At 60.7% G+C, this 23,504-nt stretch carries 19 protein-coding genes; 3 read left to right on the top strand and 16 right to left on the bottom strand.

Translation table 11 applies throughout. From position 1 onward, the window contains the following. Nucleotides 1-834: 834 nt before the first annotated feature. The 9 genes from ACVOLO_RS12170 to ACVOLO_RS12130 form a co-directional block, all read right to left on the bottom strand. Nucleotides 835-1,242, bottom strand: a complete 408-nt coding sequence (locus tag ACVOLO_RS12170; protein ID WP_481570563.1) for a hypothetical protein — start codon at nucleotides 1,240-1,242, stop codon at nucleotides 835-837. A 98-nt stretch (nucleotides 1,243-1,340) separates the two neighbouring features. Further along, entirely contained in the window at nucleotides 1,341-1,733 is a 393-nt protein-coding gene (locus tag ACVOLO_RS12165) for a hypothetical protein (protein ID WP_481570562.1), read from the bottom strand. Between the two features lie 1,805 nt (nucleotides 1,734-3,538). Continuing rightward, a complete protein-coding gene (locus ACVOLO_RS12160; RefSeq protein ID WP_481570561.1) occupies nucleotides 3,539-3,949 on the bottom strand; it encodes a hypothetical protein in 411 nt (136 codons plus the stop codon). A gap of 422 nt (nucleotides 3,950-4,371) precedes the next feature. Beyond that, nucleotides 4,372-4,962, bottom strand: a complete 591-nt coding sequence (locus ACVOLO_RS12155) for a DUF3916 domain-containing protein (RefSeq protein WP_481570560.1) — start codon at nucleotides 4,960-4,962, stop codon at nucleotides 4,372-4,374. A gap of 56 nt (nucleotides 4,963-5,018) precedes the next feature. After that, entirely contained in the window at nucleotides 5,019-5,435 is a 417-nt protein-coding gene (locus tag ACVOLO_RS12150) for a hypothetical protein (protein ID WP_481570559.1), read from the bottom strand. A gap of 64 nt (nucleotides 5,436-5,499) precedes the next feature. Beyond that, nucleotides 5,500-5,910 (bottom strand): hypothetical protein, encoded by a 411-nt coding sequence (locus ACVOLO_RS12145; protein ID WP_481570558.1) that lies wholly within the window; start codon nucleotides 5,908-5,910, stop codon nucleotides 5,500-5,502. A 1,498-nt stretch (nucleotides 5,911-7,408) separates the two neighbouring features. Continuing rightward, on the bottom strand, nucleotides 7,409-7,798 hold the full coding sequence (locus tag ACVOLO_RS12140; protein WP_481570557.1) for a hypothetical protein: 390 nt from the start codon (nucleotides 7,796-7,798) through the stop codon (nucleotides 7,409-7,411). A gap of 1,195 nt (nucleotides 7,799-8,993) precedes the next feature. Further along, nucleotides 8,994-9,767 carry a hypothetical protein gene (locus ACVOLO_RS12135; RefSeq protein WP_481570556.1) on the bottom strand — a complete coding sequence of 258 codons (774 nt, stop codon included), beginning with the start codon at nucleotides 9,765-9,767 and terminating at the stop codon, nucleotides 8,994-8,996. Nucleotides 9,768-10,179: 412 nt separating this feature from the next. Beyond that, nucleotides 10,180-10,470, bottom strand: coding sequence for a hypothetical protein (locus tag ACVOLO_RS12130; protein WP_481570555.1), 291 nt, complete (start codon nucleotides 10,468-10,470; stop codon nucleotides 10,180-10,182). Nucleotides 10,471-11,330: 860 nt separating this feature from the next. Here ACVOLO_RS12130 and ACVOLO_RS12125 point away from each other — a divergent pair. Continuing rightward, nucleotides 11,331-12,356, top strand: a complete 1,026-nt coding sequence (locus ACVOLO_RS12125; protein ID WP_481570554.1) for an integron integrase — start codon at nucleotides 11,331-11,333, stop codon at nucleotides 12,354-12,356. A gap of 9 nt (nucleotides 12,357-12,365) precedes the next feature. Here the strand turns inward: ACVOLO_RS12125 and ilvD are convergent, their stop codons facing one another. Next, nucleotides 12,366-14,204, bottom strand: coding sequence for a dihydroxy-acid dehydratase (ilvD, locus tag ACVOLO_RS12120; protein WP_481570553.1), 1,839 nt, complete (start codon nucleotides 14,202-14,204; stop codon nucleotides 12,366-12,368). A 402-nt stretch (nucleotides 14,205-14,606) separates the two neighbouring features. Between ilvD and ACVOLO_RS12115 the strand changes: the two genes are divergently transcribed. Both ACVOLO_RS12115 and ACVOLO_RS12110 read left to right on the top strand, forming a co-directional pair. Beyond that, nucleotides 14,607-15,170, top strand: a complete 564-nt coding sequence (locus tag ACVOLO_RS12115) for a DUF1190 domain-containing protein (RefSeq protein ID WP_481570552.1) — start codon at nucleotides 14,607-14,609, stop codon at nucleotides 15,168-15,170. 4 nt (nucleotides 15,171-15,174) lie between these two features. Continuing rightward, nucleotides 15,175-16,362 (top strand): glutathionylspermidine synthase family protein, encoded by a 1,188-nt coding sequence (locus ACVOLO_RS12110; RefSeq protein WP_481570551.1) that lies wholly within the window; start codon nucleotides 15,175-15,177, stop codon nucleotides 16,360-16,362. A 272-nt stretch (nucleotides 16,363-16,634) separates the two neighbouring features. Here ACVOLO_RS12110 and ACVOLO_RS12105 read toward each other — a convergent pair whose 3' ends face one another. The 6 genes from ACVOLO_RS12105 to ACVOLO_RS12080 all read right to left on the bottom strand — a co-directional run bounded on the left by ACVOLO_RS12105 (nucleotide 16,635) and on the right by ACVOLO_RS12080 (nucleotide 23,500). After that, a complete protein-coding gene (locus tag ACVOLO_RS12105; protein WP_481570550.1) occupies nucleotides 16,635-17,933 on the bottom strand; it encodes a DUF58 domain-containing protein in 1,299 nt (432 codons plus the stop codon). 145 nt (nucleotides 17,934-18,078) lie between these two features. Next, entirely contained in the window at nucleotides 18,079-19,098 is a 1,020-nt protein-coding gene (locus ACVOLO_RS12100) for an AAA family ATPase (RefSeq protein ID WP_481570549.1), read from the bottom strand. Beyond that, nucleotides 19,095-20,246 carry a DUF4350 domain-containing protein gene (locus ACVOLO_RS12095; RefSeq protein WP_481570548.1) on the bottom strand — a complete coding sequence of 384 codons (1,152 nt, stop codon included), beginning with the start codon at nucleotides 20,244-20,246 and terminating at the stop codon, nucleotides 19,095-19,097. The genes ACVOLO_RS12100 and ACVOLO_RS12095 overlap by 4 nt, the downstream gene beginning before the upstream one ends. Continuing rightward, nucleotides 20,243-21,823: a DUF4129 domain-containing protein gene (locus ACVOLO_RS12090; protein ID WP_481570547.1), complete on the bottom strand. Its 1,581-nt coding sequence runs from the start codon at nucleotides 21,821-21,823 to the stop codon at nucleotides 20,243-20,245. The genes ACVOLO_RS12095 and ACVOLO_RS12090 overlap by 4 nt, the downstream gene beginning before the upstream one ends. Beyond that, complete coding sequence (locus ACVOLO_RS12085) at nucleotides 21,813-22,808, bottom strand: stage II sporulation protein M (RefSeq protein WP_481570545.1); 996 nt, start codon at nucleotides 22,806-22,808, stop codon at nucleotides 21,813-21,815. Before ACVOLO_RS12085 ends, ACVOLO_RS12090 begins: the two co-directional genes overlap by 11 nt. Continuing rightward, nucleotides 22,805-23,500: an RDD family protein gene (locus ACVOLO_RS12080; protein ID WP_481570544.1), complete on the bottom strand. Its 696-nt coding sequence runs from the start codon at nucleotides 23,498-23,500 to the stop codon at nucleotides 22,805-22,807. The genes ACVOLO_RS12085 and ACVOLO_RS12080 overlap by 4 nt, the downstream gene beginning before the upstream one ends. Nucleotides 23,501-23,504: the final 4 nt, after the last annotated feature.

The following is a 23,504-nucleotide window of genomic DNA, read 5'->3' as shown; positions in this document are numbered from 1 at the left end:
TTCGGTTTGAATGAAGTGTTAGGCCGCAAATCTGCTAAGTGGCTTTGGCATCACCATGTGCGCCTCTGGATAGGGGCCTGATACGCCAAGTACAAACATGGCCAGCGAGAACGCTCCGCGGAGTGCTGGCCGGAGAATCACTCGATAGAACGACGAAGCGAGCAGCCGCATGAACGTGAAAACCTGTGAGCCGACCAAGAGAATAAAGAGATCTAATCCAAGGGCATCAACGAGTGGCAGCAATAGCCGCAACTCCGGATGAGCGACCAGGACAGCTATCGCAATAATCGTAGCGACAACTACCAGGTGCCGATACCAACGCTCTTTACGCCACTCAAATATCTGCATTTTTCGACCTGAAACCTGAATTGTGCCGGCCCGTGAGGCAAGTTCGGTTTGTGTGAATTGTCAGGTTCGCGCTCTGTATCTGTGAATGGCCATTGGTACCCACGAGACGAGAAGAAGTGAAGCGTATATCAGACTTACTACTAACAAGCTCTGGCCATAGCTCCTGTAACGGGGTCGAAATTCATATAGAGCCCAAAGGAAGCCAAGTGCCGGCGCGATGGATGCGATCACTGAATGTCCAACGGCGAGCTTGCGTGAAACGTAATTGCCTTTATTGAAGAAAAATAGTGTTACCGCCAGGTGGATTAATGTTAATGGGGCAATTACGAAGAACATATACATCATCGTAAAAATCCCGGTGAAGTCAGACGCCCATGCAACACTCGGTAGTGCCGTCAAAAATGAGAAGGCCGAAATACGTACTGTGCGCATACCTAGCACCAGAGTTAAGCCGACCCGCGAAGCGGTCTCGGCTTGAATGAATTGTTAGGCCGCAAAGCTACGCTCTATCCGCTTCCCTTGAACTCTCTCAAGAACGGCCAACGATACAACGGGCGAAATAACAAAAACTAGAGTATTCAATAGGAATGGAAAGCCACCGGCCTGAGCTAAGGCGAGTGCCGATACAGATCCACCGACGGAAACCGCAATCCAATGATAGGTGAAGGTAATAGATGCATACATGACAAATGCTAGTCCCGCCGACACGGCAAAGATGCCACGTTTGGACAGTGCACCGCTACGAAGCGCCATGAATACAGAGACGAGTGCGGCGATTGGACTAACGCAGTCAAATGCCAGACTAAACTCTAAGCTAGCTTGCAACCAAACAAGCGCCGCCGAAATGGCGATGTAAGCAACACAGAACAGAGCATAGGGAGTTAATCTGATCATGAGCGATCCTTGCGGACTAACGTTGGAGTTAAGGCCGGGTGACCGGCGCAGCCGGACACGTCGGGCGGAACGCAGTGGAGCGAACCTTGAACGACTTGTTAGGAAGCAGTGGCAAGGAGCAAGGCTTGATATTTAATGACATTTTCTTTGCACCACGCCACATAAGCAGATGTTCCAATTTTCTTAAGATTTGGTAAATCTCCGACCACAATTTCTTGGAAGAAAGACAGGCAATGTTGCCAGCCGGATTTCTCGGGCTCACTTTCAATCCAGCATTCGTATCCAAAAGCTGTGACCGACAAGCTGCTGTCATTGTTGGTCCTACGCAGTACTGCGTTAGCTACCTCTATGCCCCAGGCTAGAGCCTCTTCTTCTGATTTGGAATTGATAAATATGCCTGTAGAAGATTCGTAGTCCTCAATAATGCACTTCTGCCAAAGCAGATATGGCTCTGGCTCGTGATATTGAAAACCAACTAAGCAATTTTGCACATCTGCCTCCTAATCCCGGAGCTAAGCCGACTCGCGGAGCGGGCTCGGCTTGAATGAACTGTTAGGCCGGGACAGCGACCGGGCCACTAGCCAGAAGCAAGTGGATGCGCTGAGGATCAGAAGCACCGGCACGAACACCTCCAGCGACAGGTAAATCCAGCTTTCCCAGGCATTTTGCTTGGAGAGATCGGAATAGTAGAAGACTGCTCTGTAGATCGCGTCAGAGAGGAATGACCACAAGATGAGGGCTGCCACTGAAGTGAAAAGTAGCCGACTGGATCTGGTGCGAAGAGATCGCATCAAGAGCCAGGAGCCTGACAGCACTATCAGCAGCCCCAGCGCTGCAGCAACTCCGAGAATCTCTTGTGGCCCCATAACCCCTCCTCCACGGCTTAGCGCCTGATCTACGCCGCGCCATGAATTGACGCTGGCTTGAATGAATCGTCAGGTGCGACCCAATCGAGCGCGCACCCAAGCCCATATCGATGGAAGCCGCTTATTGGGTGTAACAAAGACAGGAATATTCCATAGACGCTTGTTAAGTCTAACCCTCAAACTCCCATCTGGTAATTCCTCTGAGGATAGCCCCGGAACCAATTCCTCTGTCCTTGGCATGAGACAAGGCGCGGGAAATCCATCTAGTACGCCGACTTGGAGTGAGGCCCCGTTCAATGAAAATAGTCCGCTGCGGCTACATTCTTTACAGGTGAAAGTTTGCCAGCGCCTAGGGAGCGTGTAGCGAGCAGAATCCAAAATGTCACAAGGCGATAGTGTGGACCAGCAATTTGTACACCTCAGCGACATAGCACCCAACGGCTGAATTATGCCGATCCACGCAGCGGGTTCGACTTGAATTGTTAGCTGCCTGCCCGTGCAGACAACATGTGGGAGAAATACTCACCGTACGCACCGCGCCCTTCGAGCACGGTGGCAGGTGGGCCGCTTGGTTGGATCATAGCGGCGCGGCCGGTGAGGAGATAGCCTACCTTCGCCCAGTACGCCTCGTCCCCTAGACACCATGGAAAAAGCTCAGCCATAAGACCCACAACAAAACATACCTCTGGATCCGATGTGTCCGCACCGCCCAGGGCAGCAAAGGTCTCAGAGCAGATTCGTGCCGTGTCCGCCCCCGTAGGTAGGCCCGTGAGAAGCGGTGGCTCACAGCCGGCATACCAGCTAAGGAACAGTAGCCGGAGAGCTGTCTCTCGGTCTCTTTCGCCTGCGGCCCAGCGCGCTTGCAGCATGTCGAACGACTTGCCAAGCACAGGGGCACCATCGCGGCCCAAATAGCCTTGCTCTGTTGTGTTGATCTCGATGAGTGATGGGGCCATAGAGGCAGCTAACTCTGGAATTAGGCCGCGCTCCGCTCATTGCAGCCAGCCAGAATCGTACGTACAGCCAGCACTTGAAATGAGTACGGCTCGAGTGTGCAAAGAATAGCCATCCTTGTCCCAAGGTGCCGGCGTGGCATAGAGAATCATGGAGGATATGTCGCTGGCCGAAAAGCCATGTTTTGCAAGAAGCGCGTTTGCAGTGGACTGGAGGGAAGCTAGCGCCAAACGCAGCGGTTGAAGTTCCGCTGCCCTCGGCGGATAGGGCGCCGGAGCTAGGAGATCAATCTCCGTGGTCTCAACTGCAGCAGCGCGAAGCGCCTGAGCGAGGTGAGGCGAGATGTAGCTAAGCCCACTGCCCGCATGATGCGCAATGTTGTGAGCTACTCCTGCGAGTGTCGACATCCTGCCCATAGCAGCCTAACGCCCGAGTTAAGCCGCCACCACGAAGTGGTGGTCGGCTTGAATGAATTGTTAGGCCGTAGTTTCCCAGAAGTAGTGGATGAACTCATCCTCATACTCGGCCACCAGAGAAACAATAAAGTCGGTCTCCATTGAGTACATGAGGAGGGCTCCGATAAAGCCCTTTGACTCATGAAGTGGAAGTAGTAGCGGGGCAACGAGGTCGCTTGAACTCTCTTGGACGATTCTATTGAACGCGTCCTCAGATATGGCCTCAAACTTTGCGCCGTAAAGATAGGGAGCGAAGTCGCTCTGCCTGCCACTCCAATCGTCTGCCCATTCGGCCGAGCACCAGAACTTGATGCCATTGTCTGCGGCCAGCCGCGGAGCACGCGTGACCCGAATGTACTCCTCGGAATCGGGGACGCGGAACGCGTGCTGGGGATAACTCGTGAAGTATAGGCCAGAGTAGCTACCAACCATTTGCCATTGCGTCAGGCAGTTTCGCTCTATTGCTTCGAGATCGGTGCGAGCAAACATGTGATGAGGCCTAACGCCTGAATTAAGCCGACGCTGCGAAGCAGCGGTCGGCTTGAATGAATTGTTAGGCAGCATTGGCCGGAGATGTGTAACCGCCGCCCAAACCGCCCGCTTGTACAACACGACGCAGGCCGATCTTGCCACAGCTCGCAGGATCGTGGCTTGCCCCGTAAACCGTGAAGCGCGGTGCCGTCGAAGCCAAACGAAGTGAGTGCGGCGTGGCAATGAGGCATAAGGCGAAGCGCGAGCTAACCGATGGAAGAGGCGGTTGTGACCGCTGCCCGGAGCCGACCGCCCAAAGGCCGTTGTTGCACCCGAAGACAGAGCCACCAACCCACTTTTACCAATGCCGCCTAACTCCGGAATTAAGCCGACCCGCGAAGCGGGTTCGGCTTGAATGAACTGTTAGCCTCCTGCGCCACCTCGCCAAAGTACCATCGCTCACCAACCAGATGCCAGTCACTCTCTGGGTCGTGATAGTCCACGGTGAGGCCGACCTCGGAAAAGCCCTCGGGCAACGTAAGACCCCACTCATCCGAGATGCTCCGTCCCTCAATCAAGGTGGTTTGGCCGTACTCATTTGAGGAAGGCGAAACGTGCGATAGGAAGTAATCTTCCGAGAGGTAGATGCACAGTTCGCTAGTGAAGATGTCCGGAATGCATAAAACGCCTGTTACGCGGCACGCATTGGCTGATGTCGGTTTCGCGGCTGCCAAGAGAGCACACGCGTCAATTAGGCTTTGAGCGCAGACCCTGCAAATTTCATCAGTTGTCCATCGACTCTCGACTAAGTTGAGGTCAACCGGGATCTTCCAATTCCAGTACTGGTTCTCCGGCTGAAGTTCGTTGTCTGGCGGGAATCTGGTTGCTACTTCATCTGGCCAACGCCGAATTGCCCGTAGACGCCTCGCGACGCCTCTCAGTTTTTTACTATGGGGAACAAGTCTTCTTGACACGGCTAACGCCTGAGTTAAGCCGCTGCCACGAAGTGACAGTCGGCTTGAATGAATTGTTAGGCCCCGGCCTGTGCTAGCTGAGCTCTTGCCCAACTAATCGCGCTTTCCGCCGGCACTGACTCGCCTGCCTGAGGGTCATCAAGAGTGCCGCCCGTCATTGCGGCTAGGACACTAGATGCGGCAAGTGCTGACATCAACTCAAGTGGGCGTGAGCCGATACAGAACTGGACTGAGAAGTCAGTGCCCGGTGCCAACTCCATCTCCTCTACATCCTCTGGCGTGACGTTTGATGCGTAGTACTCAAAGCCGGATATCTCGCCACGAACCGGACAAGGAAGGAAGCCAGAGAATGTATCCACGTCAAAATCGGGATCCAGCGTGACCGGAAAGTCCGCCTCAACTATGGCGGCACGCCAAGCCTCTGGTGCTGGCATTACGTTTCGCTTCAGATAGACAATCAGGTCGTACGACATAACCCTCCTAGGGGCCTAACGTTGGAGTTAAGCGGCGGCGTAGCCGTCCGCCTTGAACGACCTGTTAGGCGTCGTTTGGCCATAGCTGCGCTGCGGCCCGCACCTCTTGAACGCCGTGTGATAGCTCCTCAAGAAGAGTTTGAGGGACATCGTGGCTCGACCCAAGCGGAACGTACACCCAATCAAATGTGTCCTCATAAGCCGAAAACCCAAACCGCTGCATCGCCTCAAACACGAATAGCCGAAACTGATCGTTGATAAGAGGACGATCAATTGCGATGCAAAGAGCGCCATCAATTTCGCTGCCCACTACGCTTGCCAGATCCCCGATTTCTTCGGGTGGGAAAGTTATTTCGTTGTTGTCTTGCCCGGTTCCTGGTGAGCCGTGCCTACAGAGAAAGTCGATTACTTGCCTGAATGAGGTGGTTACCTCTCGGCCTTGGAAAAATTTGTGGAGAAAGACACTGGAGCTCATCTTGATGCCTAACGCCCTGAATTAGGCCGACGCTGCGAAGCAGCGGTCGGCTTGAATGAATTGTTAGGCAGCATTGGCCAGGGATGTGTAACCGCTGACCAAACCGCCCGCTTGTACAACCCAACGCAGGCCGATCTTGCCACAGCTCGCAGGATTGTGGCTTGCCCCGTAAACCGTGAAGGGCGGTGTTGCCGAAGCCAAACGAAGTGAGTGCGGCGGGGCAAGGAGGCATAAGGCGAAGCGGCGAGCTAACCGATGGAAGAGGCGGTTGTGACCGCTGTCCGGAGCCGACCGCCCAAAGGCCGTTGTTGCACCCGAAGAGAGAGCCACCAACCCACTTTTACCAATGCCGCCTAACGCCTGAATTAAGCCGCGTTGCGAAGCAACGTCGGCTTGAATGAATTGTTAGGCCCGTTATGGGGTGCGCGAAAAGAAGCATTTGTAGGCATCGGGAAAATGATGTGAAACCCACTCATAGAACTGCTCCTGCGTAGTGATTGTTTGTGTACACCCGGGCTTGGTAATTACGGTAAATCCACCTTGTGGCAGCCTTGCCATTAAGCGACGCAGCTCTCTGTGTAGGTAGCCCATTGACGACGCTGCACCATAAATCTCTGCGTCAAGAAGTCTGCGATATGTGCTGGGCGAAATTTTGCCGCGCCTCATCTCTCGTTCGTATTTGTCAAATATCCAAAGCATAGGGCCTAACGCCAGAATTAAGCCGAGCCGCGAAGCGGGTTCGGCTTGAATGAATTGTTAGGTGCCATGCCGGGAGAGCTGGATGACACCGGACTGAATTTCCTGTGGGGTGATGCCGCTAACTCCGATTGAACATGATTTGATGCGGTTGTAACCGTCAACGAAGAAGACCGCCGTCTCCCCTGGGAGTACAGCTGACCCGCAGTCTGCTCCGCGAAGCTTGCCGCCGGGGAAGGTGCCCTTGAAATGGCGAAGGGGTGTAACAGTGGGCTGGTCCCGCGTCTCGTTGGCGCCAAGAAACGGCGGTGCAACGGAGTCGACACGACCAAAGAAAACGTGTGTAGATCCCTGGAACAGTCCCCTGGTCCATCGGGCTTTGGACTCGACAGGGTTACATGAGCAGTTCTGCCCAAACGCGAGGCTTGGTAATAATAGAAGTACGGCTCCGGCAATCCTCGTCATGGCACCTAACGCCTGAATTAAGCCGACCCGCGAAGCGGGTTCGGCTTGAATGAATTGTTAGCCGTCATGCCGTCACTTCTGTACGTAATGATCTGGCACCTGCTCCCAAGTGCTGCACTTGCGCCCAATTGCTCTGCGGAACGCACGGAATAGTTCGTGTGAATCAACGTGAGCACTTGGGGCGACTTGCAGAATTGCGTCCTCAAGCGCACGCCGAACCTCGGTGCTGAGATGGTCAACAATCTCTTCCATTTGTACGGATGCCATTGCAACTCCTAGTGACGGTTAACGCCAGAATTAAGCCGAGCCGCGAAGCGGCTTCGGCTTGAATGAATTGTTAGGCCTCATCCGAGTAGTCCGGAATGTGGCCGCGAACCCGAAAGATGGCCAAAGCTTCGGCGGCTGCCGAAGCAAGATGTTGCCACTCCACAGAGGTCCAGAGCGTCTCCAACGAAGGTAGGGGATCCGGTGTGGCCGCTATAACTGCGCTCCATGCAGCGTAGAACTTGCTGACAGCACCAACCTCCCCTGGGGAAAACACTGGTTCTGCGATATAGCTCCGCCAGTCGTTATGCATCCAGTCCTCCCACTGATTGATGATTTCGTTCGGGACGTTGATGTGAGGTGCAGCAAGTTGATACTCGGCTTGCTCATCGAGGGAGCTGACAAGCTCAAGGTAGCCAATTATCTGGCTCCTTATGCGGTTAACGACCACGAGATCTGTCATGAGGCCTAACGCCGGAATTAAGCCGAGCCGCGAAGCGGCTCGGCTTGAATGAATTGTTAGGTGCCGCCACTCGCATCGGGTGATCCGGATGTGCGGCCACGAACGCCGGCACTTCCGAGAGCTTTTCAGGAAGAGGCTCGCAAGGCTGGCTACGGTAGCTGGAAAAGCGGAACCCTGCGTTGTAGAGCGCCTGGACCTTCGCCCACTGCTCAATGTCCTTGGCCGCTGGCGTCTTGAAGGACCTGCCCATTTGGTGAATCTCACCCCCGCAATTGGCACAAATTGCTTGTTCATCACGAGGTGCCACCTTGAAGCTCTTCCGGCAGTCAAAGCACGCGTGCGCCACCAGATAGGAGGCACCAGACGCAGCGACCTTCTGTACGGCGGGACCACGATTGCCCGCATCCCGGCGGAGTGCCATACGTCTGCTCTTCTCGGAACCTGTCATAGGCACCTAACGCCAGAATTAAGCCGACGCTGCGAAGCAGCGGTCGGCTTGAATGAATTGTTAGGCAGTATTGGCCAGGGATGTGTAGCCACTGACCAAGCCGCCCGCTTGTACAACCCAACGCAGGCCGATCTTGCCACAGCTCGCAGGATCGTGGCTTGCCCTGTAAACCGTAAAGCGTGGTGCTGCCGAAGCCAAATGAAATGGGTGCGGTGAGGCAATGAAACATAAGGCGAAGCGCCGAACTGACCGATGGCAGAAGCGGTTGTGACCGCTGCCCGGAGCCGACTGCAAAAGGGCTGGTGCAGCACCCGAAGACAGGACCACCAACCCACTTTTACCAAGGCTGCCTAACGCCTGAATTAAGCCGACGCTGCGAAGCAGCGGTCGGCTTGAATGAATTGTTAGGCAGCATTGGCCGGAGATGTGTAACCGCCGCCCAAACCACCCGCTTGTACAACACAACGCAGACCGATCTTGCCACAGTGCGCGGGATCGTGGCTTGCCCCGTAAACCATGAAGCAGCGGTGCTGCCGAAGCCAAACGAAGTGAGTGCGACGTGGCAATGAAACATAAGGCGAAGTGGCGAACCAACCGACGGCAGAAACGCTTGTAACCGCTCCCCGGAGCCGACCGCCAAAAGGCCGTTGTTGCACCCGAAGAGAGAGCCACCAACCCACTTTTACCAATGCCGCCTAACGCCTGAATTAAGCCGCGCCACGAAGTGACGTCGGCTTGAATGAATTGTTAGGCATTGGCCGCTTGCCTTTTGGCAGTCAGCAGTGCCGCTCTTCCACTGTGAGTGAATGTATATATGTAGTCGCTGCGAGAAGATCTGTAATCGCGTCTTGCCAAGCCAAGACGCACCAGTTCCCCTAAGTTGTATTCCACTTCTGTCTTCGACAGTCCGGAAGATGAAATCAATTCCCTCTCAGGGGCATCGCCGCTAAGCTTTTCAATTTGGAAGAGCATTTTTACAAGTTCGTCTCCCAATGATGAGTTTTCGGGTTCAGATTTACTATCACCGTCGAGAGGTGGTTCCGGATCTGGCTCGGTATTAATGGGGATTAGTTGGGAGCGAAGCCTTTCGATCTCCCTATCTTTTCGGTCAAGTTCTGCAAAGTACTCTTGTTCAGCTCTAGCCAAATCAGTGCGGATTTTTCTCGAATCTTCAATAGTGAGGGGTGTTTCTTCTTCGATCTGTCGCCGTATTTCTAGAATCGCTCTTTGCTGACGACGAGTGAATGCATATACGAATTTTGCCGGGTAGGGGTATATGAACAAGTATGCTAGAGAAGTAAGGAAAGGAAGCGCGATTCCGCGAATAATTGCATGGTTAAGATCAAAGAACGCCACTTGATCAATAAGCTCGAACTTCCTTTCAACCGGCTCGCTAGAAAGAATGATTAGTAGAAACCTGTAATTCCAAGCTCCCCAAGAGACGATGAAAGCGCCTAGCAACGGACTTGTCAGCCTCTCGGAAAGGTGCAGGCGCACTGTTTTAACTAATTCATCGAACATGCCGCTCTCCAATGCCTAACGCCTGAATTAAGCCGACGCTGCGAAGCAGCGGTCGGCTTGAATGAATTGTTAGGCAGCATTGGCCGGAGATGTGTAACCGCCGCCCAAACTGCCCGCTTGTACAACCCAACGCAGGCCGATCTTGCCACAGCCTGAAGGATCGTGGCTCGCCCCGTAAACCGTGAAGCGCGGTGCTGCCGAAGCCAAATGAAATGAGTGCGGCGAGGCAATGAAACATAAGGCGAAGCGACGAGCTAACCGATGGAAGAAGCGGTTGTGACGGCCCCCCGGAGCCGGCGGCCAAAGGGCCAGCGCTGCCCCCGAAGACAGAACCACCAACGCATTTTTGCCAACGCTGCCTAACGCTCTGTGTTAAGCCGCGCCGCGAAGCGGCGTCGGCTTGAATGAATTGTTAGAACACAACCACGGATATTGGACCAGAAAAGCCTTCGGAGATCTGCTCTGCAAGAAACACCGCATCCCCGAGAGTCTCATCCTTGCCGTGAGACACAGTAAGCATGAAGTATGGGGCGGAGCTGTTGCCAACGCACAGGTCATCAATAGCGTCCTCAATCTTAGCGGCATCTACACCAACAACCCCGACGTAATTGACGCCTTCTTGAATCCATTGCGCGACCAGCGACCCAAGCTCAGGCCGATAGCCGCCCAATGAATGCAAAACAATCTTGCGGGGAGCTGTCATTGAGTTCTAACTCTGGAATTAAGCCGCGCCGCGAAGCGGCGTCGGCTTGAATGAATTGTTAGGGCGCATGTCGAGTAGCCTCCGACCGTTGAGCCAAGTGATGTCGCTTTAGCGCTCGATGCTCAATGGCGAGCAGAATGCCAGTTATCAGGAGTCTGGCGGGAAGCCAGACCATGAGAAAGGCGATGAGCTGAAAGCCCCAGTTGTTGGCGTAGAGGTCGCCGCTTGGTGGGCCCGACAGAAAAGCTTCTGTCCGGAAGTAGAACAAAGTACCTGCAATGGCGACCGAAAGCGCAAACTGTACCAGTGCGAGTATCCAAAACTTTGGGAGCCGCAATTGCATGCTCATGCGCCCTAACGCCTGAATTAAGCCGGCGCTGCGAAGCAGCGGTCGGCTTGAATGAATTGTTAGGCAGCATTGGCCGGGGATGTGTAACCGCTGACAAACTGCCCGCTTGTACAACACAACGCAGGCCGATCTTGCCACAGTGCGCGGGATCGTGGCTTGCCCCGTAAACCGTGAAGCGCGGTGCTGCCGAAGCCAAACGAAGTGAGTGCGGCGGGGCAAGGAGGCATAAGGCGAAGCGGCGAGCTAACCGATGGAAGAGGCGGTTGTGACCGCTGTCCGGAGCCGACCGCCCAAAGGCCGTTGTTGCACCCGAAGACAGAACCACCAACCCATTTTTACCAACGCTGCCTAACTCTAAGTAGACCGCCTAACAGCGGTGTGGCACCGAGTATGTACATTTTCCGCCTGCATTGAAACCGGGGAATCCCACCCGGAAACAATCGCTTGGCTGCTTCCTGCGCATGCCGCGGCAATCCAACCTCCCATGTATATACCGCCTGGGAGCCGCACCATGGAATACACCTCCGAAACATCCGCTGTAACTGGCGCAAAAGCGCCGCGGTTGCTGGAACAGGTGCGGCAGCAGATTCGGGTCCGGCATTACAGCCTGCGCACCGAGCAGGCGTACGTTTCCTGGATCCGCCGCTTCATTCTGGCCAACGGCAAGCGTCACCCCTGCTCGATGGGTGCGGAGGAAGTTGCGGCATTTCTCACGCAGCTTGCCGTGGTGGGCAATGTGGCGGCTGCAACGCAGAATCAGGCGTTGTCGGCGTTGCTGTTTCTCTATCGCATTGTGCTGGGCGTGGAACTGCCCTGGATGGAAGATGTGGTGCGCGCCAAGCGGCCGCGTCGGCTGCCGATGGTGCTTTCGCCCGACGAAGTGGCACGTTTGCTGGCGGCCCTGCCGGAAGGTGTCATCGCGACGATGGCGCAGTTGCTCTACGGCACCGGCATGCGTCTGATGGAATGTCTGCGGCTGCGCATCAAGGATGTGGATTTTGCCCGCACCGAAATCTGCGTGCGTAGTGGCAAGGGCAACAAGGATCGGCGGGTGCCACTGCCGATTTCACTGCGCGAACGGTTGCTGCGCCAACGCGAGCGGGCGTTGCTGCGGCATGCTTCGGATCTGGCTGAAGGCATGGGGCACGTTTATCTGCCGCATGCACTGGCGCGCAAGTATCCAAACGCGGACACCGAGCCGGGGTGGCAATATTTGTTTCCTTCGGCCAGGGTTTCGACTGATCCGCGGACGCAGCGCATTGGCCGCCATCATGTGAGCGAGGAAATGCTGCAGCGTGCGCTGAAAACCGCACGCACCGCTGCGGGAATCCCCAAGCCGGCGACCTGCCACACCTTGCGGCACTCCTTCGCCACGCACCTGCTGGAGGCCGGCCACGATATCCGCACCGTGCAGGAGCTGCTTGGGCGCAAGGATGTCGCCACCACGCAGATCTACACACATGTGCTTGGGCGGGGTGCGGGCGGTTTGTTGAGCCCGTTGGATCGGTTGCCGGGGACGTTGCCGTCCCCGTTCTGAAGTTGCCGATCAGCCGTCAAGCAGTGCCTTGTCGCGCACTGCGCCCTTGTCGGCGCTGGTGGCCAGCAGTGCGTAAGCCTTGAGCGCGGTGGTGACCTTGCGCGGACGCGCGTCGGCAGGCTTCCAGCCCTTTGCATCCTGCTCCGAACGGCGGCGGGCCAGCTCGGCATCATCCAGCAGCAGGTTGATGCCACGCTGGGGGATGTCGATGCGGATGCGGTCGCCGTCGCGCACCAGGCCGATGGTGCCGCCCGCTGCAGCCTCCGGGGAACAGTGGCCGATGCTCAGGCCGGAGGTGCCGCCGGAGAAACGGCCATCGGTGAGCAAGGCGCAGGCTTTGCCCAGGCCCTTGGATTTCAGGTAGCTGGTGGGGTAGAGCATTTCCTGCATGCCGGGGCCACCCTTCGGGCCTTCGTAGCGGATCACCACCACATCGCCGGCCTGCACTTCGTTGCCGAGAATGCCTTTCACCGCGGCGTCCTGGCTTTCGTAGACGCGCGCGTTGCCCTCGAACACATGGATGGATTCATCCACGCCGGCGGTCTTCACCACGCAGCCATCGGCGGCGAGGTTGCCGTACAGCACAGCCAGGCCGCCCTCGCTGGAAAACGCATGGGCAACATCGCGGATGCAGCCATCGGCGCGGTCGGTGTCCAGCGACGGCCAGCGCGTGGACTGGCTGAAGGCCACCTGGGTGGGAATGCCCGCCGGGCCCGCTTTGTAGAACTGGTGGACGGCCTGGTCCTGCGTCTGGGTGACATCCCATTGCGCGATGGCCGCGCCCAGCGTGCGGCTGTGCACGGTGGAGGCATTGGTATGCAGCAGGCCACCGCGTGCCAGTTCGCCGAGGATGGCCATGATGCCGCCGGCGCGGTGCACGTCTTCGATGTGGTACTTCTGCGTGTTCGGCGCCACCTTGCACAGCTGCGGCACGCGGCGCGACAGCCGGTCGATGTCGCGCTGGTCGAATGCGACCTCTGCTTCCTGCGCGGCAGCGAGCAGATGCAGGATGGTGTTGGTGGAACCGCCCATGGCGATATCCAGCGTCATCGCGTTTTCAAATGCTTCAAACGTGGCGATGCCGCGCGGCAGCACATTGGCTTCTTCGCCGCCATACCAGCGGTGGCAGAGTTCGACGATCAAACGCCCGGCACGCTTGAACAGCGCCTCGCGGTCGCTGTGCGTGGCCACCACGGTGCCGTTGCCTGGCAGTGACAGGCCCAGCGCTTCGGTCAGGCAGTTCATCGAGTTGGCGGTGAACATGCCCGAGCACGAGCCACAGGTGGGGCAGGCGCTACGTTCGATGGCGGCCACCTGCTCATCGCTGACGGACGTGTCGCCGGCGGCGACCATCGCATCAATCAGGTCGAGCTTGTGGTCGGCCAGTTTGGTCTTGCCCGCTTCCATCGGCCCGCCGGAGACGAACACGGTGGGAATGTTCAGCCGCAATGCGGCCATCAGCATGCCGGGGGTGATCTTGTCGCAGTTGGAAATGCACACCAGCGCATCGGCGCAGTGCGCGTTGGCCATGTATTCCACCGAGTCGGCGATGATTTCGCGGCTGGGCAGTGAATACAGCATGCCGTCGTGGCCCATGGCGATGCCGTCATCCACCGCGATGGTGTTGAGCTCCTTGGCCACGCCGCCGGCTGCTTCGATCTCACGCGCCACGAGCTGGCCAAGATCCTTCAGGTGCACGTGGCCGGGCACGAACTGGGTAAAGGAGTTGACCACCGCGACGATGGGTTTGTGGAAATCGCCGTCGGTCATGCCGGTGGCACGCCACAAGGCGCGGGCACCGGCCATGTTGCGGCCGGCGGTGGAGGTTTTCGAGCGATATTCAGGCATGGGGGCGAGCAGGAGCGGGCTAGCAGAAGCGCAGTGGGAAGGATTCTGCATCAAGATCCCGGTTGCTGTTGCAACCATCCGTGGGTGGGAGATTGCGTGGTGCGCGGTGGCTCAGAGCGACCCCTCCCCAACCCTCCCCTTGCCGCTGGCAAAGGGAGGGGGCAGGTCATGTGGGCTGAAGGAATCAGGGAAGGGGCCGTTCATGCAGATTGAAGGAATTACAGCCAAGCCGCTGTTGCCCCCTCCCTTTCGCATTGCGAAGGGGAGGGCCGGGGAGGGGTGCTTTTCAGTCGATAAACAAGCAAACACCTGAAACCCGGTTCAGTTTCCAGCCGCGTCTTATTTCCGCCCGCGGGGCCGGATCAGGCATCATTCGAAAACAACTTTCACGGAGATTCGACCATGAAGCGTTCAAGGACCACCGCGCTGTTGCTGATGAGTGCTGCGCCGCTGCTGTTTACCGCCTGCCAGAAGGAAGAAACGGTGCAGGTCAAGGAAGGGCTGTATACCTCGGTGGAGGCCTGCAGCGAGGCCACGGGCGATCCGTCCAGCTGCCGCCAGGCCTTTGCCACCGCGCAGCAGCAATCGGCCGATGCCGCGCCCAAGTACGCCAGCAAGGAAGAGTGCGCCAAGGAATACCCGGCCGAGCAGTGCGTGCCGCAGCAGACCAGCGCCGGCACCTCGTTCATCGGCCCGATGATGATGGGCTTCTTCATGTCGCAGATGCTCAACAGCGGCCGTGGTGCCGTGGCCGCACCGCCGGCATCGCAGCCTGCGTTCAAGGACAAGGCCAACGGTTGGGCCAAGCCGGCACCGGGCGGTACTGGTGGGCTGAACACCGGCAGCGGCATTGGTGCCGGCAAGGCTGGCCTTGCGCCGGTGACCAGCGAGCCGAACCGCGCTGTGACCGCCAGCCGTGGTGGCTTCGGCAGCCGCAGCGGCGGCCGTACCAGCGTCGGCGGTTGATGCAGTGAAACGTGTTGCGATTGCCGAACGCGGCAACTGGCGTGCCCGTGCTGCCGAAGCAGGCTTCCGTTTCCACACCATCGACGGCGCACCGTATTGGGATGAAAGCGCGTATTACGCCTTCACCCTGCGCCAGATCGAGAACGACCTGGAAGACCCCAGCGCCGAGCTGCATGCGATGGCGCTGGACCTGGTGGGCGAGGTGGTGGCCAGCGAGGCGTTGATGACGCAGCTGGCCATTCCCGAGCCGTTCCGCGACTGGATCGCCGAAAGCTGGCGCCGCCGTGATCCGCACCTGTACGGCCGCCTGGATTTTGCCTACGACGGCACCGGCCCGGCCAAGCTGTACGAGTTGAACTACGACACGCCGACCTCGCTGTACGAAGCGTCGTTCTTCCAGTGGCAATGGCTGGAAGACCAGCGCAACCGTGGCGCGTTGCCGCAGCAGGCCGACCAGTTCAACTCGATCCACGAAACCCTTGTGGAGCGCTTTGCCGAACTGGCGGCGCGTTTGCCGCCGCCGCTGTACTTCAGCGCGGTGGGCGAATCCACCGAGGACCAGGGCACGGTCGACTACCTGCGTGATTGCGCGGCGCAGGCCGGGCTGCACGGTGCGGCCATCGCCATCGAGGACATCGGCCTTTCCGCGGACGGGCGTTTCACCGATCTGGACGATGTGGTGATTGGCAGCCTGTTCAAGCTGTATCCGCTGGAAGACCTGATGCGCGAGGAATTCGGCGCAGCCTTGCCGCGTTCGGGCGTGCAGCTGCTGGAGCCGGCGTGGAAGGCGGTGCTGAGCAACAAGGGCATTCTGCCGTTGCTGTGGCAGCGCCATCGCGGCCATCCGAATCTGCTGGAGTCGCACTTCGACGATGGCAGTGCCCTGCCGGCCGGTTGGGTGCGCAAGCCGCTGCATTCGCGCGAAGGCGCCAACGTGGCCATGCACATGGCCGACGGCAGCTGGCAGGAGAGCGAAGGCCCGTACAACGGCCCGAGCATTCGCCAGGCGTTCCATGCCTTGCCCGCGTTTGACGGCAACTATCCGCTGGTGGGCAGTTGGGTGGTCGGCGACCACGCCTGCGGTATTGGCGTGCGCGAGGACAACAGCCGCATCACCCGCGACAGTGCGCGCTTCCTGCCGCATGCCATCGTCGATGATGCGCCGCAGGGCAGTACCCGCATCTACGTGTGATGCGTGTTTGATGTGCGGATGAAGAGGGCTCCGCCGGTGGCGGGGCCTTTTCTTTGGGTGTTTTCGATTGAGTTCAGTGCGGAAGGGCGACCCCTCCCCAACCCTCTCCTTGGCTGCGCCAAAGGGAGGGGGCAGGTCATGCGCGGACTAGCTGCCTGCAGCAGTGCTGCTTTTACTCCCTCCCTTTCGCATCGCGAAGGGGAGGGCCGGGGAGGGGTGCTCTCAGCGATCAGTTGGAATGCCTGCTTCGCGGCCAAGGCCGCTGCTGTCGGCTACAACAGGCCGTCGCGTTTGACTGCGAGGTAACGTTCGACCAGTGCGGCCGGCAGTTCTTCGGCGGTGACATCCAGCACCATCACGCGGTGGCTGCGCAGCGCCTCGTGCGCGTCGGCGCGTTGTTGCAGGTAGCGGGCGATGGCGCCGGCCTGCACGGCGTCGGGCAGGGTTTCCACCTCGCGTGCCAAGGCTTGATCCAGCTCGCGTTCGCGCAGGCTGGCCACGCACACCAGGTGCCGCTTCTGCAGCAGGCGCACGGCGGCGAGCAGGTCTTCGATGTCTTCATCGCGCACGTTGGTGACCAGCATCACCAGCGTGCGCCGTGAGTGCAGCAGCGACAACTCGGTGGCCGCGGCCAGGTAGTCGGTAGCCACCGGCTGCGGCTGCAGGTCGTAGCTGGCCCGCAGCAGCGTGTCGATCGCACCCAGCCCACGCTTGGGGGCAACCCAGCGGCTGTCACCGCCACTGGCGAACAAACCCACGCCGTCGCCCTGGCGCAGCGCCAGGTAGGACACCACCAGCGATGCGTTGAGCACATGGTCGAAGTGCGACAAGCCGCCTTCGTTGGCCATCATCCGCCGGCCGGTGTCGATCATCATCACCAGCTGCTGGTTCTTCTCGTCCTGGTACTCGCGTGAGATCAGTTTGCGTGCGCGTGCGGTGGCCTTCCAGTCGATCTGCCGCAGGCTGTCGCCGACGCGGTATTCGCGCATCTGGTGGAAGTCGGTGCCCTCGCCACGGCGGCGCTTGAGGTGTGCGCCCACCAGGCGCGAGGCCATTTCCGCACTGAGCAGCGTCAGCCGCGTGAGCGGGGCGAAGTTGGGATACACGCGCACGGTCTGTGGCGTGCCGGCAATGCGCTGGTGACGCCACAGGCGCAGTGGCGAATGCAGGCGCAGCTGTACGCCATCAAAAACAAAGGTGCCGCGGTTGGCCGGGGTGAAGCGGTAGCTGAAGCGGCTCTCGCTGGCGCGCGCCAGCGTCAGCCGACGCGGCAGGCCGCGGCTTTCCCAACCGTCGGGAACCAGATCGAAGACATCCAGGCGCTGCTTGCCGAAGGCGTCCAGTTGCAGCCAACTTTCGCGCTCGATGCCCAGTGCAAGGGACTCGGGCAATTCACGACGAACCTGCGGGGTAGGGCGGCGGTACAGCAGCACGGCATCAAGCAGGGCAGGCAGTGCGATCACGCCGGCGGCGGCGCTCCACACCTGCAGCGGCAGGTAATGCAGGGCGACCGGAATGCCGAGCAGGCCCCACAGCACCAACAGTGTGATCAGCAGCGGTGATGGCCTCACGGTGTGCGCTCCGTGTGGTTTGTGCTGAGAGCACCCCTCCCCAACCCTCCCCTTCGTGCTGCGCACGAAAGGGAGGGGGCAACGTGCGGCCCTCCGCTTCGTGTTGTGCACGTCGGAGAAAGCACAGTGCGGGCTTGCGCCTGGCTCACTTGCGTGGCGCCTCGACCTTGGCCAGCAATGCGGTCAGAACGTCGTCGGCCGACTGGCCTTCGATCTGCAGTTCCGGCGCCAGTGCGATGCGGTGGCGCAGGGCTGGCCTGGCGATCTCGCGCACATCGTCAGGGGTGACGAAATCGCGCCCGGACAACACCGCCTGCGCGCGTGCGGCGCGTACCAGCGCAATGCTGCCGCGCGGGCCGGCGCCCAGGGCGATGCCCGGCCATTTGCGGGTGGCGGCAACGATGCGCACCGCGTAGTCGATCACCTGCGGGTCCACCGTGATCGCCGCCACGGCCTTCTGCAATGCCACCACGTCGGCACCGCTGAGTACGCGCGGCACCTGCGACAGGTTGAAGTCGCTGGCTGCGCGGCCGGTGGTGATGGCCTCGACCATGCGCTTTTCATCGTCCAGCTGCGGGTAGTCGATCAGCACCTTGAGCAGGAAACGGTCGAGCTGCGCTTCCGGCAGCGGATACGTGCCTTCCTGTTCCACCGGGTTCTGCGTGGCCAGGGTGAGGAACGGCGGGGTGAGCGCGAACGCCTTGCCTTCGATGGTGACCTGGCCTTCCTGCATCACTTCCAGCAGGGCCGACTGGGTTTTGGCCGGCGCGCGGTTGATTTCATCGGCCAATAGCAGGTTGGTGAACACCGGGCCGCGGCGGATCTTGAAGCTTTCGGTCTTGGGGTCGTACACCGCATGGCCGCTGACGTCGCTGGGCATCAGGTCCGGGGTGAACTGCACGCGGGCGTAGTCCAGTTCCAGCGCCTGCGCCAGTGCGCGCACCAGCAGGGTCTTGCCCAGGCCGGGCACGCCTTCGATCAAGACATGGCCGCCAGCCAGCAGCGCGATCAGGATCTGGTCCAGCACATCGGCCTGGCCGATGAAGGCATGGCCCACCGCTTCGCGGATGCGCTCGACACGCTCGATCAGTTCGGCATTGTCCGTTGTGGGCGCCGGCGCGGCAGCGTCGCCGGGAAGGGCGGGCGGAAAGGGCGTCTGGGTCATAGCTGGTTTCTCATCTGGATGAGCAGGCGGATACGTTCACGCAGGGCCGTGTCGTCCCGCGAGGGCGGAACCTGCAAGGCGGTCTGCACGCGGGAAATGGGCCATTGCAGGTGCTCGGCGATGGCCTGTGCCTGGGCATCGCCGCTCAGTGCGGCGGCCACCGGCGAGCGTCGCCGCAGGCGCGCAAGGAAGGATTGGCGCACCGCCTCGTACAGCAGCGGCGCCTTGCCGTAACGGTGCAGCAGTTCGCCACTGGCACGCACGTGTTCCAGCAGCGAGCGCCGCTCCTCGCGCGGTGACGGCAACAGCGCGCCGAAGCGCTGGCTGCGCGCCCACAGCCAGGCCAGCAGCGCCAGCAGCAGCGGCAGCCAGACCGGCCAGCCGCGTTGGATCACGGTCTTCCACAGCGATGGCATCTCCATCGCGTAGACCAGGTGGACGGTGCCTTTGCCGTAGTTGGGTGCCAGCATCAGCCGGGCGAGGTCGCGGTGCGGCAGGTCGCGCAGGCCGGTGTTGCCAGCGCCTTCCCCGTTGAGCAGGAAGTCCATTTGGCCCAGCACATCGACGCGGCCAACGCCGTACCGCAGGCGTGCCCAGGCCACGGTCTTGTCGTCTTCGCCATCGCCCCAGCGACGCTCCACCCGCGTGGTGCCATCCAGCGTGAAGCGATTGCCGCCGCAGAATTCCTGGTGACTTTCCTGCCCGGCCACCTGCCAGCTCTGGCAGCGCGCCGGCGCTTCATTGGTGACAACCCCCAGCCGATGCAGCAGGTTGCTGCCGTCCGCGTCCAGGTCTTCGTCGGCTTCCGGCGCACGCAGCAGCAGATGGCCGCCGAACTCCACCCAGCCCAGTAGTTCGTTGACCTGCGAAGGCGTGAGCAGGCGCGGGTCGTCGAGAATCAGCACGGTGTCGCCGGGTTGCAGGCCCATGGCGGGCAGGTCGAGCTGGCGGCGTGACTCGGCCTTGTTGCCGTCGCGTCGGAGGGTTTCGCGCAATGCGAACAGCGGGTTGTAAGTGGGCTCACCATGGGGCGGCAGGGTGATTTCGCTGCTGCTGCGCTCATGGTTGTGCAGGAACACCGCCACCAGCACGCCGCCCAGCAGCAGTGCGACGAGGACAAGCAGGATGTAGCGCCAGCGCAGGCTCATGCGGGCCACCCGTAGTGCTGGTGCAGTTCACCCAGCAGCGCCTGGAAGTCCCCCTCGCTGGGCAACTGGCCTGCGTATGCGGCGTACTGCCAGGTGCGCACCATGCGCGCGAACAGCAGGCGGTCGGCCTCCTGTGGCAGGCGCCGCGAGGCACGCAGGCATTGCGCTTCGGTCGCGCCGGGGGGCAGTACCACGTCCGCGCGCTGTGACAGCACTTCCACCGAGGCGCGGTACAGCAACGCCAGCGCGTGCCGCGGCTTGCCCTGCTGCCAGAGTTGCCGCGCGCTGCCCAAGATGTCCGGCGGCAGCACCTCGGGCAGTTGCAGGGCTTCCTGTTGTACCGGGCTTTCGATTTCACGCGTGCGGCGCCCGCTGCCGCGCAACCACGGCAGCCACCAGCGGGCGGTGAGTGCCAGGGCCACCAGCACGATGCCTACCACGATCCAGAGCAGGCTCTCGCTGATGAAGGCCAGCATCTTGGTAAACGTGCCGAACGGGAGGTCTGGCAGATCCGGGCGGTCGCCTGGCTGCTTGGCGCTTTTCTCCGCGGAGGGCTGCTTGCGTACCCAGCGGTTGACGGTGCGCTTGGCACCCAGCTTGGGGTCTTCATAGACGCGCGCCGCCGCCTGGCGGAAACCGGCGGTGTCCGCAGGGTCGCTGCCGAACACGCTTTGCGGGGTGGCGGCGCGGGCGTCCGCGCCGGGGGCGGTTTTGTGGTTGTCGTGCAGCGCGGGTGCGGCCGCCTCGGCCTGCTGTGCCTGTGCGGGCAGCGCCGGCAGGGCGAACACGGCCAGCATCAGCACCAGCAGCGGGGCCACCCGCAGCAAGCGCTCGCGCAGGCGACGGAAGGCGATTTCGACATCCCAGGCTTCCAGTGCGGTGCGCCGGTTGAGGTACAGCCCAAACCCCGCGCCGCTGAAGAACGGGCTGATCAAACTTGTCGCCGCCCAGGCCAGCAGGTTGAAGCCGATCAATACCCACGCCGGGGTGTCGTTGCCGATCAACTCCCAGGCTTCACGCAATGATTCGGACAGCCATTCCACCGGCACGAACATGAAGATCAATGCCACGCCGGCCAGTTGCAGCATCGTTTCGAAGTGCCAGCACGTCCAGGTGAGCAGCGTGGCGTGGCCGTAGCTGCCGCTGCCCAGTGCGCTGCGTCGCATGCGCCGCTGGTTGGCATCGCCGCCTTCGAGCAGATCCACCGGCATCAGCAGTGAGCGCGCCGGGCTCAGCCGCCGCCAGGTGAGATAGGCGAGCGTGCCGCGCCAGCCCCAGCTCCACTGGGCGCGCAGGGTTTCGCCGATGCCGGGTTCGGCACCAAATGCACCGCGCGAGATCACATACAGCGGGATGCGCTCGAACGCGGGTTTCAGCCACCACAACGCGAATGCCGCCAGCCACAGCTTGTCCAGCCACCAGCCGGCGAGGTTGAGCAGTGCGAACACCGGCAGCGTCAGCAGCAGCCAGGGCTTCCAGATGGCGCCGGCATGGCGCCGCACCAGCGCGGTGCCCAGTTCCATGGCTTCCCACTGCGAACGGGCGCGCAACACCACGTTGAGTTGATCAATGCGCATTGCCGGCACCCCCGCGCCCGCCGCGCCACAGCCACACGATCACCAGCGTCCACAGCACGCCGGAGGCGGTGAGCTTGCCCCACATCGGCACCCAGGCAATGGACGACCAGAACGCTTCGATGAAGGCCGCCACCAGCAGCATGAACGCCACGCCCAGGCACAGCCGCGCACCGATCACGCCGCCTTCCACCAGCGCATCGATGCGCCGTTTGCGGCCCGGTGCCAGCAGGCGCAGGCCCAGCTGCAGGCCGGCGCCACCGGCAATCACGATGGCGGTGAGCTCAAACGACGCATGCCCAACCACGAAGCGCCAGAACGGCTCGCCGAAGCCGGCGTTCTGCAGGTGCCCGGCCACCGCGCCGATGGTGATGCCGTTGAACACCAATACCAGGATCGTGCCCACGCCGGCCAGCAAGCCGCTGGCAAAGGTGCGCAGGCCGATGCTGATGTTGTTCATGATGTAGTGGCCGAACATCGCCCAGTCGGTGCCGCTGTCGCGGCCCAGGTGGTCAGCGGCCGGGTCGTACATTCTTTCCATCTGCGCCACCTGGCGCGGATCGAGCAGCAGGTGGATCAATTCCGGCTTGAACTGCAGCAGCACGAAGATGCCGATCAGCGGCACCGCGAACAACGCACAGGCCACCCACATCGCACCGGCCTGGCTGCGCACCAGCTGCGGGAAATCGGCGATCAAAAATTCCACCGCGCGCTGCCAGCGTGGCGCGGGCGTGCGGTACAGCAGGTTGTGGCCGCGCTGCATCAGTTGCTGCAGGCGTTCGACCAGTTGCGGGCTGTAACCGCGGCGGCGCGCCAATGCCAGTTGCTGGCACAGGCGGCGGTACCGCTGCGGGATGGTTTCATCGCCGGGCAGGTTGGGATCGAGCGTGCTGCGGCCCTTGCGTGCCTTTTCTCCCCGGCGTTGCAGCCAGTCCTCGAATTGTTGCCATTCGTGCTGATAGCGGGTGACGAACTGCTCCTGTCTCATCGCCGCCCCAGCAACCAGTTGGCCATCGCATACAGGCGCAGCACGCCGGTCTGGCCATCGGCCTGGCTCAGCGGCGCAACGATGTTGGCCAGTTCGCGTTGACGCGGTGCCGACAAGGCCGGCGCGCGCTCGGCAAAGGCGATCAACGCGGCCTGTTCGTTCGGCTGCAGCGGCTGTGGCGGCGCAAGCGCGGTGTCGATGCGCGAAGGCACATCCGCGGTGCGCGGCGGGTTGTGCACCACCAGTGAGCCGGCCACCAGGTCGCCCAGGCGGCGGCCATGCGTATCGCACAGGCAGCTGACCAGGCCCAGCGCGTAGCCGAAGGGCAGGATGTCCACGGTGCGCAGCAGGTTGCGCACGATCGCCGGCATCCAGCCCAGCGGCGCGCCATCGCGCGCGACCACGCGCAAGCCAAGCGCACGCTTGCCCAGGGTTTGCCCCAGCCACACCTCCAGCACGATGGGGTAGACCCAGAACACCAGGAACATCAGCCCCAGGTAGATGCCCCGGCCCATTTCGCCGAGCATCATCAGCAGCGGGCTCATCACCGCCAGCGTGCCAAAGCGGATCATCAGGTCGATCAACCAGGCCAGCGCACGCGGCACCGGGCCGGCGGCCGGCAATTGCAGCGGCACGCCTTCGGGCGTGATGACTTCCAGGTAGGTATCGAGCATTGGCGAGGCGGTGCTCATCGCG

This window comes from Stenotrophomonas sp. STEN056 (genome assembly GCF_056759635.1).
Note: the sequence above shows the minus strand (reverse complement) of the source record. Positions and strands in the feature narration are given on the sequence as shown.